Source organism: Streptomyces sp. NPDC059256, assembly GCF_042753785.1.
Classification (GTDB): domain Bacteria; phylum Actinomycetota; class Actinomycetes; order Streptomycetales; family Streptomycetaceae; genus Streptomyces.
Map to the genome: position 1 here is coordinate 402821 of NZ_JBHYZO010000007.1, position 15182 is coordinate 418002.

Annotated in this window: 11 protein-coding genes; 7 read left to right on the forward strand and 4 right to left on the reverse strand. The window is 68.7% G+C overall.

What is annotated here, in order from left to right:
* Positions 1–115: 115 nt before the first annotated feature.
* Positions 116–295 carry a hypothetical protein gene (locus ACFXJL_RS19275; protein ID WP_329013426.1) on the reverse strand — a complete coding sequence of 60 codons (180 nt, stop codon included), beginning with the start codon at positions 293–295 and terminating at the stop codon, positions 116–118.
* Between the two features lie 311 nt (positions 296–606).
* Entirely contained in the window at positions 607–1848 is a 1242-nt protein-coding gene (locus ACFXJL_RS19280) for an acyl-CoA desaturase (protein ID WP_384693914.1), read from the reverse strand.
* Between the two features lie 276 nt (positions 1849–2124).
* Here ACFXJL_RS19280 and ACFXJL_RS19285 point away from each other — a divergent pair, with 276 nt between their 5' ends.
* From ACFXJL_RS19285 to ACFXJL_RS19310, 6 genes are all read left to right on the forward strand, one after another.
* On the forward strand, positions 2125–5103 hold the full coding sequence (locus tag ACFXJL_RS19285) for a DEAD/DEAH box helicase (protein ID WP_384693917.1): 2979 nt from the start codon (positions 2125–2127) through the stop codon (positions 5101–5103).
* A 104-nt stretch (positions 5104–5207) separates the two neighbouring features.
* Complete coding sequence (locus ACFXJL_RS19290; RefSeq protein ID WP_384693970.1) at positions 5208–6533, forward strand: SWF or SNF family helicase; 1326 nt, start codon at positions 5208–5210, stop codon at positions 6531–6533.
* Between the two features lie 263 nt (positions 6534–6796).
* Entirely contained in the window at positions 6797–8161 is a 1365-nt protein-coding gene (locus tag ACFXJL_RS19295; RefSeq protein WP_358879745.1) for an esterase-like activity of phytase family protein, read from the forward strand.
* A 302-nt stretch (positions 8162–8463) separates the two neighbouring features.
* Positions 8464–9120: an N-acetylmuramoyl-L-alanine amidase gene (locus tag ACFXJL_RS19300; protein ID WP_384693921.1), complete on the forward strand. Its 657-nt coding sequence runs from the start codon at positions 8464–8466 to the stop codon at positions 9118–9120.
* 125 nt (positions 9121–9245) lie between these two features.
* Positions 9246–10499, forward strand: coding sequence for a GAF domain-containing protein (locus tag ACFXJL_RS19305; protein ID WP_358879743.1), 1254 nt, complete (start codon positions 9246–9248; stop codon positions 10497–10499).
* Positions 10500–10788: 289 nt separating this feature from the next.
* On the forward strand, positions 10789–12312 hold the full coding sequence (locus ACFXJL_RS19310) for an aldehyde dehydrogenase family protein (protein ID WP_384693924.1): 1524 nt from the start codon (positions 10789–10791) through the stop codon (positions 12310–12312).
* Between the two features lie 96 nt (positions 12313–12408).
* On the opposite strand, the gene ACFXJL_RS19315 is transcribed toward ACFXJL_RS19310, so the two are convergent.
* Positions 12409–13182 (reverse strand): hypothetical protein, encoded by a 774-nt coding sequence (locus ACFXJL_RS19315; RefSeq protein ID WP_384693926.1) that lies wholly within the window; start codon positions 13180–13182, stop codon positions 12409–12411.
* A gap of 77 nt (positions 13183–13259) precedes the next feature.
* On the opposite strand from ACFXJL_RS19315, the gene ACFXJL_RS19320 reads away from it, so the two are divergent.
* Complete coding sequence (locus tag ACFXJL_RS19320) at positions 13260–13403, forward strand: hypothetical protein (protein WP_384693929.1); 144 nt, start codon at positions 13260–13262, stop codon at positions 13401–13403.
* Between the two features lie 295 nt (positions 13404–13698).
* On the opposite strand, the gene ACFXJL_RS19325 is transcribed toward ACFXJL_RS19320, so the two are convergent.
* Positions 13699–14580 (reverse strand): aminoglycoside phosphotransferase, encoded by an 882-nt coding sequence (locus ACFXJL_RS19325; protein ID WP_384693932.1) that lies wholly within the window; start codon positions 14578–14580, stop codon positions 13699–13701.
* Positions 14581–15182 lie beyond the last annotated feature (602 nt).

The window sequence follows — 15182 nt, forward strand, 5'->3', positions numbered from 1 at the left end:
CGAGTTGCCCGGCCGACAGCCGACAGCGCAGCGGCGGTATCGCTCGCGCCCCAATGCGAGGGGGCGAGATTTGCCCGCCCGCGCACCCCACGACCGCCCCACGGGGCGGATCAGGTCAGCGGCCGAGCTCCTTGCGGCTGACCCTTCGCAGCCTGCGGCGCTGGCTGGGGTCGAGCATCAGATATGCCAGAGCCGGCACCCCGAGCACGACCAGGAGCGAGTACCAGCCGAGCAGCGGGCTCAGCAGCAGAGCCACGGCCACTCCTGCGATGACGACCTTTGTCCGCGTTGACACGTCAATGCCTCCTTGCATGGCCTTGCCCCGACATCTGAAAGGAACAACGTACGGGCTCCCCCGGTGGTTCCGTATGGGCCCGGGCCCGCGATCTGCTCGGCGGGTCGTCGGCGTACGATCCTCGCCGTCATCTGTGGTGGGGCGAGCCCCCACAACGAGCGGACGATCGTTCGCCGAGACGATCGTTCGTCCACCACCGGGGAGAGAGCCCTTGGGACGAAGCTCGCCGCGTCGAGGACCGCACTCCTTCCCCTTGGGCTTCTTGAGCTTCTTGGGACTCTTGGGACTCTTGGGACTCTTGGGTGCCCTCCCTAGTTCCTTCCGTTCCTGGCATTCCGCAGGGGCTCGCCGACCTCGTGCATATGGGTGAGCGCCTGCCGGTAGGAGTCGATGAGTCCGCTCTCCGCGTACGCGATGCCGAGCGAACGGCAGTGGGCACGTACGAGGGGTTGGGCCAGCTTCAGGTGCGGTCGCGGCATGCTCGGGAACAGATGGTGCTCTATCTGGTAGTTGAGTCCGCCCAGCATCCAGTCGGTGACCGCGCCACCGCGGACGTTGCGCGAGGTGAGCACCTGTCGACGAAGGTGCCCCCAACTGCGGCCTTCCCGCTCGTCGGGCATGGGCATCCCCTTGTGGTTCGGTGCGAAGGCCATGCCCAGATGGAGTCCGAGGAGCAGTTGGTGGATCACGGCGAAGAGGAGGGCGCGGCCGATCGGCATGGTGGCGACGAGCAGGGCCGCATAGCCCAGGAGGTGTGCGACGAGGAGCAGCCCCTCCGTGGCCCGAACCGTACGGGAGCGTGGTGCACCGCTGAGGCGGTTCGGGGAGAAGACCGCTCGCAGCCCGTAGACCTTGAGCGCGATCCCTTCCAGGGTGGTCAGTGGGAAGAACAGCCACGCTTGGTGGCGGGTGAGCCAGCCGTGGAACCCGGATCGACCGCTGGCCTGTCGCTGGGTGAAGACCAGGATGTCCGCGGCGACGTCGGGATCCTTGTCGATGTCGTTGGGGTGGGCGTGATGGCGCTGGTGCTTGTCGTTCCACCACTGCTGGCTCATGCCCAGCAGGACATTGCCGTGGAGCAGTTGGATGAGCCTGTTGGTGCGGCGGTCACGGGATATCTGCGCATGGCCGGCGTCGTGCGCGAGGAAGCCTGTTCTGGCCGAGAGCAGGGCCAGCGGCGGGGCGAGGAGCAGTACCCACCACGAGCTTCCGAGGATGGCCACGCCGACGACCGTCGCGGCCAGACCGAGCAGGTTGACGAGGATGCTCCCCGCGTACCAGCCGGGGCGGTGCTCCAGGAGCCCCTGCCCCTTCACCGTGCGCAACAGGGGCGTGAACTCGCTGGTGCCGCGAGCTGACGGGACGGTCGCACCGGGCGACGCGGACCCGATCGAGGTGGGCAGAGCCGGGTCGGATCGGTCGCGGGCGGGTTGGCGGCCTGGGGACGCCGGCCCAGTGTGCGGTGGCGACGTGGGCTCCCCGGCCTCGCCGCCCCCTGTCGGTGGGGCGGTGGGCAGGGGTTCCCTGTCCACGCGTGGGCTTGCCTGGGGCATGGCGTCTCCGGTTGTTGCGGGCGCGGTGGCCCGGGTGCGACTGTGCTGACCTGAGAAAACGTAGACAAGGCGGGCCGATCGTGACCATGACGCCATCCCCCGTACGTTGCGGGGGCGGGCCCTCCCCCGCCGAGGTGGTGTTGAGTGCACCCATGAGCGTCGAACCGCTATCAGTGAGTTGGATCACAGCGTCGTGGCGACCGTGAACGGCCGTCGTGGAGTACCCTCGGCGACTCCCAGTCGAAGCTAGTCAAATTTGAGGAACGCGTCATCGCTGTGCACAGGCCCTCCGCGGCAACGCCCTCGCCGACCGCTGAACCACCCGTCAGCCCAGCCCTGCCCCTCTCGGAAAGCCCTGATGTGAGCTCCCTCGGTGCGCTCGTCTCCCGCTCGGTGGTGTTCCTGCCGGCGGATCCGCCCCGCGCTGGTCGTCTTGCCTTCTGGTCCGACGAGGGACTCGGTCTCCCTGCCTCCACCCCGCCGGCGAGCATCGACCCTCTCACCGTGATCTCCGATGGCATCGTGCCACAGACCGTTTCCGCCCTGACCCTCCCGGTACATGACGCACTGGCGGTCCTCACCAGGGCGCGGAGCGACGACATGGCCTCGCTGAGCGCCCGGTTCTGGGGCTCGGCCGCCGTTCTCGCCCTCCAGCTCATCGCCCGGGGACTACTCCTCCCCGGGCTGACGCCGACTGATCATGACGCATGGCGGGTGGGGCCGCTGACCACCGAGGACACGGAGCGCATCCGCACACTGGCGACAGCCATGCCCGCTACCGCCCATTCCGTACCGCTCGATCCAGCGGGACCCGGCGCATCCGGGTCCGTTCTGCTGCCCGAGCCGGAGCGACTGCTGCGATCGTTTCTGGACGCGGTCGCGGACGCCCTGCCCCGTACCCCCGCAGCGGAAATCGCCGCGGGGGCACCGGCGTTCGCCGCCGATGCTCCCCAGGTCCTGCCGGGCGCCCGGGCCTGGGCCTCGGACATCAGCGCCGGTCATGACGCAGGCGTGCGCCTGTCCCTGCGGATCGAGTTGACCGAGGGGTCTTCGCGGCCGGCCCTCGACCGGGCAGAGCCGCAGGGTGGGCAGGACGAACCCGCTTCACCATCCCTGCACGCCGTACTCCAGTTGCACAGTGCCAGCGACCCGGCCATCGTCGCGGACGTTGCGGACGTCTGGACCAGCGGTGATCGTCCCGATGGGGCGTTCGGCCCACGGGCTCGGATGGACCTGTTGCTCGCGCTGCGTCGAGCTGCCCGAGCATGGCCGCCGCTGGCCCCGCTGCTGCACGCCGCCGTACCCGACGTGCTCCCCCTCGCGGAGGAAGAGGTCTGCGAACTGCTCGGGGATGCGACGCGGGTTCTCGCCAGTTGCGGGGTGGAGGTCCACTGGCCCAAGGAACTGGCGCACCGGCTCGTCGCCCGGGCCGTGATCGGACCGGCGGACGCCACTCCGGAGGCACGCGCCACCGAACGCTCGGGGCTCCCCTCGATGCTCTCCACCGATGCAGTGCTCAGCTTCAACTGGTGGTTCGCGCTGGGTGATCAACGGCTCACCGCCGAGGAGTTGGACCAACTGGCGGAGGCGAACCGTCCGCTGGTGCGATTGCGTGACCAGTGGGTTCTCGTCGACCCTGACGAGGTGCGCCGCGCCCGCGAGCACCAGGACCACACCCTGGCACCCGTCGATGCGCTCAGTGCCGTACTCACCGGGACCACGGAGGTCAAGGGCCGAAGGGTCGAGGTCCAGGCGGTCGGCTGGGTGGCGAAGTTGCGCGATCGGCTCGCCGACCCGGAAGGCGGCAGTCAGGAGATCGACCAGCCGCCGTCGCTGGCAGCGTCCTTGCGCGACTACCAACTGCGCGGGTTGAACTGGCTACACCGCATGACCTCGCTCGGCCTCGGTGGCTGCCTCGCCGACGACATGGGTCTCGGCAAGACCATCACCCTGATCGCGCTGCATCTACACCGACAGATCGATGAGTCGACAACGGGACCGACGCTGGTGGTCTGCCCCGCGTCCCTGTTGGGCAACTGGCAGCGCGAGATCGAGAAGTTCGCTCCGGGCACGCCCGTACGTCGGTTCCACGGCCCCGCGCGAACCCTGGAGGACCTGCGCGACGGCGAGTTCGTCCTCACCACCTACGGGACGATGCGTCTCGATGCGGCGCGGCTGGGCGGCACCGCCTGGGGCATGGTCGTGACCGATGAGGCGCAGCACGTGAAGAACCCGTACTCCGCGACCGCACGTCAACTGCGCACGATCGGTGCGAAGGCACGGATCGCCCTGACCGGCACCCCTGTGGAGAACAATCTGTCGGAGCTGTGGGCGATCCTCGACTGGACCACTCCGGGGCTCCTGGGAAGGCTGGGCACCTTCCGCAATCGGTATGCGCGCGCCGTGGAGGGGGGCGATCTGGCGGTGGCGGAGCAACTGACCGCTCTGGTGCGACCTTTCCTCCTGCGCCGGCGCAAGTCCGACCCCGGGATCGCCCCGGAGCTGCCGCCCAAGACCGAAACGGACCGCGCCGTGACGCTCACCGCGGAGCAGGCGGGTCTGTACGAGGCGGTGGTGCGCGAGACGATGGCGGCGATCGCCGAGGCCGACGGCATGGAGCGCCGCGGTCTGGTCGTGAAACTGCTCACCTCGCTGAAGCAGATCTGCAACCACCCCGCGCAGTACCTCAAGGAGGAACAGCCGCGGATCACCGGACGCTCGGGCAAGGTGGAGCTGCTCGACGAACTCGTGGACACGATCGTCGCCGAGGACGGCAGCGTCCTGGTCTTCACCCAGTACGTGCAGATGGGGCGGCTGATGGAGCGGCATCTGTCGGCACGGGGGGTGCGGACGTTGTTCCTGCACGGCGGTACGCCCGTCATGGAGCGCGAAGCGATGGTGGAACGTTTCCAGAACGGGGAGGTGCCTGTCTTTCTGCTGTCGCTCAAGGCCGCCGGCACCGGTCTGAACCTCACCCGCGCCGGCCATGTCATCCACGTGGACCGATGGTGGAACCCCGCCGTCGAGGCCCAGGCCACGGATCGCGCGTACCGGATCGGCCAGACGCAGCCCGTACAGGTCCATCGGCTGATCTCCGAAGGCACCATCGAGGATCGGATCGCCGACATGCTGGCACGCAAACAGGAGCTCGCGGATGCGGTCCTGGGCTCGGGTGACGCGGCGCTGACCGAGCTCACCAATGCAGAGCTGGCGGAGTTGGTGGGGCTTCGTCGGGACGGAGGGATGTCAGGGTGAACCGCCGCGGCGAGCGCTACGACGATCACCGGTCGTTCTCGGACGACGCCCCGCACGGCAAGGACGGTACCGATCGTACGGACAACAGAGGAGCGAGCACGGACATGGACGGGCGACACGACCCGCGCGGGACCGGGCAGGGCGGCCCCGACACGAACGAGCGGACCTTCGCCCCGCTGCCACCCCCGCCCGGGCGGGGCTTCGCCCAGACGTGGTGGGGGCGAACCTGGGTCAAGGCGTTGGAGGAGACCGCGCTGGACTCCGGTCAGCTCACCAAGGGCCGCAAGAACGCCCGGGCGGGAGCGGTGGGAGCGGTCTCCGTGCGGCCGGGCCGCATCACCGCGGTGGTGCGCGACCGCGACGGCACCGGTCACCGTTGCGATGTCCTGTTGCAAGAGCTGACGGCCGCTGCATGGGACCGGTTCCTCGACATGGCGGTGGACCGCGCCGGCCATATCGCAGCCCTCCTGGATCGGGAGATGCCGACCCATCTGGTCGAGGACGCTGCGACAGCGGGGGTGGAACTACTCCCCGGCATCGGTGATCTGGAACCCGAATGTGGGTGTGGGGCCTGGGATTTGTGCCCCCATACGGCTGCGCTCTGCTACCAGGTGGCGCGCCTGCTCGACCAGGACCCCTTCGTCCTGTTGCTGTTGCGGGGACGCGGCGAACGCGTGTTGTTGGACGACTTGCAGGCTCGCAGCGTGGCCCGGGCGAGTGCGGGCGCCCCGCGGGAGGGCGAGCGGGAACAGCCGCACGAGGGCGTACGGGCGGACGAGGTGTTCGCGGTGCAGTACGCGCTGCCGCGCCTGCCCGATCCGCCTCCGCTGCCTGACAAGACCGGGCTGGCGCCCGTCCTGGACAGCGAGATCGATCCGGGAAGCGGTATCGACCCGGCGGCGTTGGAGTTCCTCGCGGCCGATGCCGCAGCCCGGGCCCACCACCTCCTGGCTCAGGCGCTCTCGCCCGGTCATGCCCGACAACCGTGGTCCGCACGGACGGATCTGGACCTCGATGCGGTTCGACTGGCCGCTTCGGAGCCGGGTCCGGTGATCACCGGACGCCTCGCGGCGGGTACCGGTCGCCAGCGGGTCGAGTTGGAGTTGGCGGTGCGCGCATGGCAGACGGGGGGTCCGGCGGCATTGGCGGTATTGGACGACGCGTGGACTCCGGACGCGGAGTTGCTCACGCGGGCGACGGCGGTACTGGACGGTGCGTGGGAGGACATGGACCGGCCGCGGTTGCGGTCAGCCGGTGCCGGCCGCTGGACGGTCGTGGGTGCGGAGAGGCAGCTGCGGATCGGTGCGGACGGCCGGTGGTGGCCGTTCCACAAGGAGAAGGGCCGCTGGGTGCTGTCGGGGGCCGGGGGCCATGCCCCCGACACGGTGCTGTCCGAGGTGCTACCGGGGGTAGCGGGCGAAGTGGACTGAAGCCCCTCAAAGCAATACCCGTCCCACCTGCACCAGGGAGGGAGATCGGCCCAACCCTGCCGAACTCCCCCCACGGCCTACGCGCGTAGGGCAGGGTTCCACCAGATGCATGGATCATCCGGTCAGGTGATGCACCGGGGCTGCCGTCCCGGTGCATCATCGGACCGGCGCCGCTCATGCCGGGGACAGGTCGTCGTCGGGCCATGAGAGGACTCCAACGCATCCGGCCCGAGACCCGCCTGACCCCCACCAGGAGGCTGCCCATGTCGCCCCATGCACAACTGCCCCGGCCGCTGCGCCGCTCACTCGTATTCGGCGTACCGATCGCCCTGGTCACCGCCGTCGCCGTGGCCGCGACGGCGAGCGGCACCAGCCCCGCTCCCAGCAAGCCCCGAGCCGCGGCACCTGAAGTGGTCGGCACCGCCGTCCTCGATGAGATCCCGTTGGCGGAGTTCAGCAACTCCCTCATCCCGAACTCCGTCGCCAATGACCGCGGGGTACACCTCGGCATCGGCAGCGACATGTTCCCGGCCGACCGCAGGGGCGAGTTCTGGGCGTTGACGGACCGCGGCCCCAACGGTCAGATCAAGGTCGACGGCGTCAAGCGCCGTACCTTCGCCGTACCGGAGTTCAACCCGGCGATCGTACGCGTGCGCGTCGCGGGCGAACGGGTGTCCGTACTCCGGGCGATCCCCATCACCACCGCCTCCGGCAAGCCGGTCACGGGGCTGCCGAACCAGGCCGCGCGCGACGAGGCCCCGTACAACTTCAACGCGACGACCCCCCTGGCCTACAACCCCAGCGGTTTGGACACCGAGGGCATGGCGCGGGCGGAGGACGGCTCGTTCTGGCTCGTCGACGAGTACGGGCCCTCCCTCATCCATGTCTCCGCACGCGGCAAGGTGCTGACCCGCTATGTGCCCGAGGGGCTCAAGCTCCAGGGCGCTGACTACCCCGTCGTGGAAGCGCTGCCCGGCATCCTCCTGAAGCGCAAGCTGAACCGTGGGTTCGAAGCACTGACCGTGCTGCCGGGCGGCGACCTCGTCCTGGCGGTGCAGAGCCCGCTGCTCGTACCGGACGCGACCGCGGGCGAGTCGTCGCGCAATGTGCGACTGCTGCGCTTCTCCCCCGAGGAAGGGGAGGTGACCGCGGAATACTCGTACCAGTTCGACCCGGTCCACGTCGTCGATCCGTCGGAGACCGACACCTCGGAACTGAAGCTCTCATCTCTCGTGCCGGTCGACGACGACACCGTCCTGGTGCAGGAGCGCACCGACAAGTCGTCACGACTGCACCGGGTGACCCTGCCCAGCGGCGAAGGCATCCTCGGCAGCCGGTGGGACGATCCGGCGACCTCCCCGAGCTACGAGCAGATCGAGGACCTCGCGGCAGCCGACGTGCCCGTACTCGCCAAGGAACTGGTCGTCGACTTCGGCAAGGTCCCCGGAGTTCCCGGCAAGATCGAGGGCATCGCCCTGGTGGGCCGCAACACCCTGGCACTGATCAACGACAATGACTTCGGGATGTCGGACGGGGCCCAGGCGTTCGACGAGCAGGGCAGGCTGATCGACAGCGGCGTCGACACCAGAGTGACCCATGTGAAGCTGCCGCGCCCGCTGCGCGGCTGAGCTCCGGCCGTACCCGGCGGAGGGCAGTGACCCGGACGAGGTCCGGGTCACTGCCCTGTCGCATGTCCGGAAGTCATGTTCCGGGACCGAACCGGGAACGGCCGGCCACCGCGTGAGGAGCCCTTCGCGGAAAGCCGCGCGGCGCGCTCAGCCTCCGGCCGTCGTACCGCCGCGACACGACATCCGCCCGTACGACATCCCCGGGCCGTGGCTGCTGACGCGAGATCCTCAGAGCGGTCTCGACCGCCACCCGGCGGGCGGGCCCCAAGCCCCGCTTCTGACATTCCACCAGGAGAGGCCCGATGGACCGTAGAAGACTCCTCTGGGGCGCCGCCGCCGCGGCGGCCACCGGTGCGCTGCCCCTGATCACCCCCGCACATGCCGCAGACCGCCCCCGCCGGCCGGAAGGCGACGCCACCGCACCCCGTGGATCGCACGACCCCTCGTTCCACAGCGCCCACCAGCGCAGCGAAGTGGACCATCCGTCCGCGCAGTGGCGACCCGCGGCTTCGGAGAACTACACCGCTTCCAGCCGTCCGACCTCGTACCCGGTCGACTTCATCGTCATCCATGTCACCCAGGAGACCTTCGCCGACACCGTCGAGATCTTCCAGAACCCGGCGAAACAGGTCTCCGCGCACTATGTCGTGGCGTCGTCGGACGGCTCGGTGGCGCAGTGCGTCAGGGAACGCAACGTCGGCTGGCACGCCGGAAACTGGGACTACAACACCCGCAGCATCGGAATCGAACATGAGGGCTGGGTGGATCAGCCCGCCTACTTCACCCATGCCCTCTACGAGAGTTCGGCCGCGCTCACCGCGTCGATCTGCGATCGGTACGGCATTCCCAAGGACCGGGCACACATCATCGGCCATCACGAGGTGCCCGGGGCCGACCACACCGACCCCGGACCGTTCTGGGACTGGCAGCGCTACATCCGCCTGGTGAACTTCGCCTGACCCCGGTGCACGACGGCCGACGGTAAGAGGACAAAATACCGAAGCGATAGCCTGCTGACTACTTGTCACTTGACGTGCTTGTCCGGCTCGGCGGGCTAGGTCACGATGGTTCCAGGGAGGCCGATTTGACCGATGCATGGGTGGCTCTGGAACCGGGGGCGGATCCGGCCAAACGGGTCGCGGACCTGCGCAGGGCGTATGACGCGTACGTGACCGCGGGCCGGGTCGAGACGCCGGTTCGACCCGTCGTGGCCGACTCCTGGCGCCGCTGCGCCCGGGCCCTGGTCAGTCCGGACGGCATCGCGGACATCGAGTTGGACGACGACGCGCTCACCACCTACCGGGAGAGCCACCCCCTGGCCCGGGTGATGCCCCTCATACGCGAACTCACCAGCGCCTACGCCATGGACGGCGACCATCTGGTGGCGGTCTGCGACACCCATGGACGGCTGCTGTGGGTGGAGGGACCGCCCACCACCCGGCGAAGGGCCGAAGGGATGAACTTCGTCCCCGGCGCGCGCTGGTCGGAAACGGCGGCGGGCACCAACGCACCAGGTACCGCGATAGCCGTGGATCGACCCGTCCAGGTCTTCGCCGCCGAGCACTTCAGGCGCCCGGTGCACCCGTGGACCTGTGCGGCGGCACCGATCCACGACCCCGCCACGGGACGCCTGCTCGGCGCGGTCGACATCACGGGCGGCAACCGACTGGCCCACCCGCACAGCCTCGCGTTCATCGCCGCGGTTGCACGCGCCGCAGAATCACAACTCGCCCTGCTCGCCCCGACGCCCACCACCGGTAGCGTCCGGTTGACGGCACTGGGCCGGAATGAAGCACTCCTGCTCAGCGAGGGACGCACTTTACGCCTGAGCCGTCGCCACAGTGAGATCCTGGTCCTGCTGGCGCACCGCCCCGAGGGAGTGGGCGGCGACGAGTTGCTGATGGAACTGTACGAGGACGAGTCCGTCACCCCCGTCACCCTGCGGGCGGAACTGTCGAGACTGCGGCACCTCCTGGGGAGGGACCTCCTCAGATCACGGCCCTACCGCCTCGCAGCCCTGGTGGACACCGACTTCGGTGCGGTGACCCGACGGCTCGCCTCCGGAACGGTCACGGGAGCCCTGAGCGCCTACGCCGGCCCGCTGCTCCCCGCGTCGATGGCACCCGCCGTGGTACGACTTCGGCGACGGCTCACCGACCAGCTACGCGCCGCACTGATCTCACGGGGGGATCCCGGCCTCCTCGCGGACTGGGCCTACAGCCCCTGGGGAGAGGACGACCTTCCGGTGTGGCGCGCCCTAGCGGGCGCCCTCCCCGGGGCGCAGCGACCGGCCGCCCTCGCCCGTATCCGCGAGCTGGACGGCTGGCAGGGAGCCTGACGTCACCGTCGCGGCCGGGCGCGGTGCACCCGCCAGGTGGGCGCCGAGCGGGGAACGGCCGAACAGACGACCACAAGGATGCGGTACTCCGCCCACTGAGCCGCGCGCCTCATGAAACCTCACACCTCACGAAACCGAGCAACGAGCAACGAGCAACGAGCAAGACAGTCCCGTTCCGCAGGCGGCCGGCGGACATGCCCGACGCAACCTGCCTGCAACCCCGTCCCTCCTAGGCTTGACACGAGCACCGCCCAACGGCGGGCGGCGTCTTCACCGGGAGGTCCTGGCCATGACCCGCTACGCAGCGCCTGGCAGCGAAGGCTCACTCGTCTCCTACCGTCCGCGCTATGACCACTGGATCGGCGGCGCCTACGTGCCTCCGGCTCGTGGGGGCTACTTCGAGAATCCGAGCCCGGTCGACGGTCGCCCCTTCACCGAGATCGCCCGAGGCACCGCCGAAGACGTCGAACGCGCCCTCGATGCGGCCCATGCAGCGGCGCCCGGCTGGGGGCGTACCTCCGCAGGTGACCGAGCCCTGGTCCTCTTGAGGATCGCCGACCGGATGGAGGCCCATCTGGAGCAGTTGGCGGTCGCGGAGACGTGGGACAACGGCAAGCCGATCCGAGAGACGCTCGCCGCCGACATTCCCCTCGCCATCGATCACTTCCGCTACTTCGCCGGCGCCCTGCGCGCGCAGGAGGGATCGCTGAGCGAGATCGACGACGACACCGTCGCGTACCACTTCCATGAACCACTGGGGGTCGTGGCCCAGATCATCCCGTGGAACTTCCCGATCCTGATGGCGACATGGAAGATCGCACCCGCACTGGCCGCGGGCAATGCGGTGGTGCTCAAGCCGGCAGAGCAGACTCCGGCCTCGATTCACTACTGGCTGGAGTTGGTCGGCGATCTCCTGCCCGACGGTGTGCTGAACGTCGTCAACGGCTTCGGGGTAGAAGCTGGCAAGCCACTGGCTTCCAGTCCCCGCGTGGCCAAGGTGGCCTTCACGGGCGAGACGACAACCGGCCGGCTGATCATGCAGTACGCCTCCGAGAACATCAAACCCGTCACACTGGAGTTGGGGGGAAAGTCACCGAACATCTTCTTCGACGACATCTGGAACGCCGACGACGACCTGCGCGATAAGGCACTTGAAGGATTCACCATGTTCGCCCTCAACCAGGGCGAGGTGTGCACATGTCCGTCCCGCGCACTCATCCAGCGCGGCCACTACCCCGACTTCCTTTCGGCAGCGGTCGCCCGCACCGAACTCATCGTGGCCGGCCACCCCCTGGACACGGAAACGATGATCGGAGCGCAGGCGTCCCACGACCAGTTGCAGAAGATCCTCTCCTATCTGGACATCGGCCAGCAGGAAGGCGCCAAGGTACTGACCGGTGGTGAACGCATCACCTATGACGGGGACATGGCCGGCGGCTACTACGTACAGCCGACGATCTTCGAGGGAAACAACAAGATGCGCGTCTTCCAGGAAGAGATCTTCGGTCCCGTCGTCGCCGTCACATCCTTCACGGACTTCGAGGACGCCATCCGGACGGCCAACGACACGTTGTACGGATTGGGCGCGGGCGTCTGGACCCGTGACATCACCACCGCGTACCGCGCCGGTCGCGCCATCCAGGCGGGCAGGGTCTGGACCAACTGCTACCACGCCTACCCCGCACACGCGGCCTTCGGCGGCTACAAGCAATCGGGAATCGGACGCGAAACCCATCGCATGATGCTGGCGCACTATCAACAGACCAAAAACTTGCTGGTGTCGTACTCGCCGAAGAAGCTGGGCTTCTTCTAGGGACCGAAATGGGGCGCCTGAGCAGGGGTTTCCCTGCCAGGCGCCCTTCGCGATGCGATTCTATGTGGCGAGTCGAAATTCGCGGTTACTCCCGATTCATCCCGCCTGTTTCCCACCTCTGACCAGTTGTTCCGGGGTATTTCCGGGCCAGTGGCTGGCTAACACAACGCCATCGGCCTCGGCGGAACCGTCCCAGCGCCGCATGGAGTCCTCGATGAGATGGTTGGCGTGGTTGCGTGTCTCGGTCAGGAACTCAGCGTAGTGCCGGAAGAGGACCTGGATGCTCTGTCCGGCGCGGCGGGCGCATTCGGCCGGGACGACGCCGGAGGCGAGCCAGAAGGAGATGCCGGCGTGGCGAAGGTCGTAGTGTCGCTTGGCGAGTTCGAGGGTGTGCTCGTCCAGGGTGAGGGCGGCTTCGCGGGCCCTGTTCCAGGTGATGCCGTAGGCGGAGTGGTCGATGTAGTTGCCTTTGGCGTTGCGGAAGATGCGGCCGTCCGGTGTGACGCCCAACTGTTCGATGTGGTCGCGCAGGATGCGGACGAGTACGGGTGGGATGGGTACGGGGCGGGTGGCTTTGGCTGCGCGTCGTTTCAGGGAGTGGATTTCGTGGACGGATCCGTCGTCGGTCCATTCCTTGCCTGCTGTGATGACTCCGCCTTTGAGGTTGAGCAGGCCCCATCCGGTGGCTGGGAGGCGGCACTGGGCCTTGCGGAGATGGATGATTTCGGCGGGGCGCATGGCGGCGTAGTACATGCAGGCGAAGAAGCCGTACAGCTGGGGTCCCCGGCCCGGGAGTTCCCTGACGGCTTCGAGCAACCGGGCGACTTGAGCGGGGTTGGGGACACCGTCAGGGTCGACTTCGTCCGCCACTTCCGGTGCCGTCCACCGGAGCCGGTTGAGCGGGTTGTGAGTGAAGTATCCGCGTTCGAGGCGACCCCGAACACCTCGTGCATCTCCTCCCCGCCATCCTCGCCCGGCCCGCACCGCCCGCCGTGTTCTGCGTCGACAACGACTCCTCCTGCACGGCCCTGGAAGCGACACCGATCCTGGAAGGCCACGACCCAGCGCACCAGTTGATGCACGGAACGTGATCCTTGTGGTGCCCTGTTGTGTTCGAGGCGACGGCGTAGTGCCGATGCCTCGGGTGCCGCACGGCGTGGCGGACGCGACCATCTGGTCGGTGGTGTGGCTGCCCATGCCGTCCGTCACGTCAAAGCCGCAAGGTCTGCCGGGAGTTCTCTCTGGCCAAGGTCTACGACCCAGCGCGTACCGTCACGTCGTGTCTTCTTCCGCTGGAAGCACGGGTGCCTGGGAAACAGGTATCCGACATGGCCCAGCGCCATCGTGCGGCCGTGGGGAGACATCCCGCCTCCTGAGGCAGGATGGTCAGGTTCGGCTGCAGGTGGCGATGAAAGCGGCCCACTCGTCTGCGGACTGGGCAATCGAGTCGGCCGTGGCCCTCTGCTCGGCGGCGAGGTCGTGCCAGCGCCGTGCCTCAGCCCGCGCGAGCACGGCTACCGCCTTCGGGTCGGCCGCCGTCCAGCCCGGCACCCGGGCCGCGCACTGCCACGCCTGCTCGGGGGAGTGCCCGCCGGTGGACACCAGCCGCATCCCCCACAGCGCCGTGTCGATCCAGGCCGGGCCGACCGTAGCCCAGGACCAGTCGACCAGGCGGGCCCGGCCGCGGTCCTCCACGAGGATGTTGGTCGACGCCGGGTCGGTGTGCAACAGCCGTGAACCGGCAAGAAGCTCCCGGTCGTCGTCAGCGCAGTAGTAGCCCCAGCGGTCCCAAGCCGTGGGCAGCCGTACTTCGGGCGGTGCGGGCAGCGGCGCCAGCTCGGCCAGTGCCGCACAAACCGGCTCCAGGTCGGGCGAGCCCGGCACGAAATCCGCGTCCCGGCCCACAACTCCCTCGAAAGCGAGGAGATGCCAGCCGTGCCCGTCCAGACGCCACAGGACCCGTGGCGCGCTCGGGGGCAGGTGCGGGTTCACGGCCTCTTCGAGGTCCAGCTCGTCCACGGGCGACCAGTCGGGTCCCCACCACGAGTCTTCTTCCTCAAGGACGGCACCGGCGACGGGTGCGGGGGCACGCTCGCGCTGTCCCTTGACGAAGACGAACGCCCCCGATTCCAGCTCCAGCAAGGAAGCGACCCCGGCCGCCGCCGAGTGCGCGGTGTCCCGGGCGGTGAACGACGCACCGAGGCGCTCCCCGACCGCAGTCCTCAATGCCTCGGGAAGCTGCGCCCAGCCGATGCGCCCGGATGTCATCTCAGTTCCCGGGTACGGGCGGGGCGGGCGGGTTCGGGGGAAGCGGCGGGATTTTGTCCGGAGTGACAGGCCCGGGCGGACGTCCGGCGGGCTTCGGTGTCACTGGCCCCCGCGGCGGCCTGTTCGCTTCGACGATCGTCATTACGAGCAGGGTAGACACGGGGCAACGATGCCACGGGTGCCTTTGCCTCATCGCGGCCGATTCCGGTCAGGTGCTAGCCGGATCACCGACCGGCCTGTGGTACCGGTCCCGGGCCAAGGGACCTGGCTGGACTTCGCCGCGGCGCCAGCCGAAGCACACCATCCGTGCCGACCACGAAGGTGAACGGTTCGGTCAGCTCCGTTGCCGATCGCTCAGCGATCCAACCGTCGAAGTCAGCCGCCGAGCTTATCGGGCACCCGCCGCTGCTAGGCCGGACCGCAGCCTTCAGCTCAACCGGTCCGACGTATCGGTAACTCCGCCCCCGCGCACTCACATCAGCCAACCTAAAACACTTCCGACACACGCCCTAAAGGGTGTTGCAGAAGGTCCGTTTCGGGCAGGCCGGAGTGGTGCTTGGCCTGCTGTTTCACCGTGTCATGGCGAGGTTGTGCATGGCGGC

Coding starts and splice junctions, on each gene's coding strand:
- ACFXJL_RS19280 (WP_384693914.1), bottom strand. CDS start 1,848: ATGCCCCAGGCAAGCCCACGCGTGGACAGGGAACCCCTGCCCACCGCC.
- ACFXJL_RS19290 (WP_384693970.1), top strand. CDS start 5,208: ATGGACGGGCGACACGACCCGCGCGGGACCGGGCAGGGCGGCCCCGAC.
- ACFXJL_RS19295 (WP_358879745.1), top strand. CDS start 6,797: ATGTCGCCCCATGCACAACTGCCCCGGCCGCTGCGCCGCTCACTCGTA.
- ACFXJL_RS19300 (WP_384693921.1), top strand. CDS start 8,464: ATGGACCGTAGAAGACTCCTCTGGGGCGCCGCCGCCGCGGCGGCCACC.
- ACFXJL_RS19310 (WP_384693924.1), top strand. CDS start 10,789: ATGACCCGCTACGCAGCGCCTGGCAGCGAAGGCTCACTCGTCTCCTAC.
- ACFXJL_RS19325 (WP_384693932.1), bottom strand. CDS start 14,580: ATGACATCCGGGCGCATCGGCTGGGCGCAGCTTCCCGAGGCATTGAGG.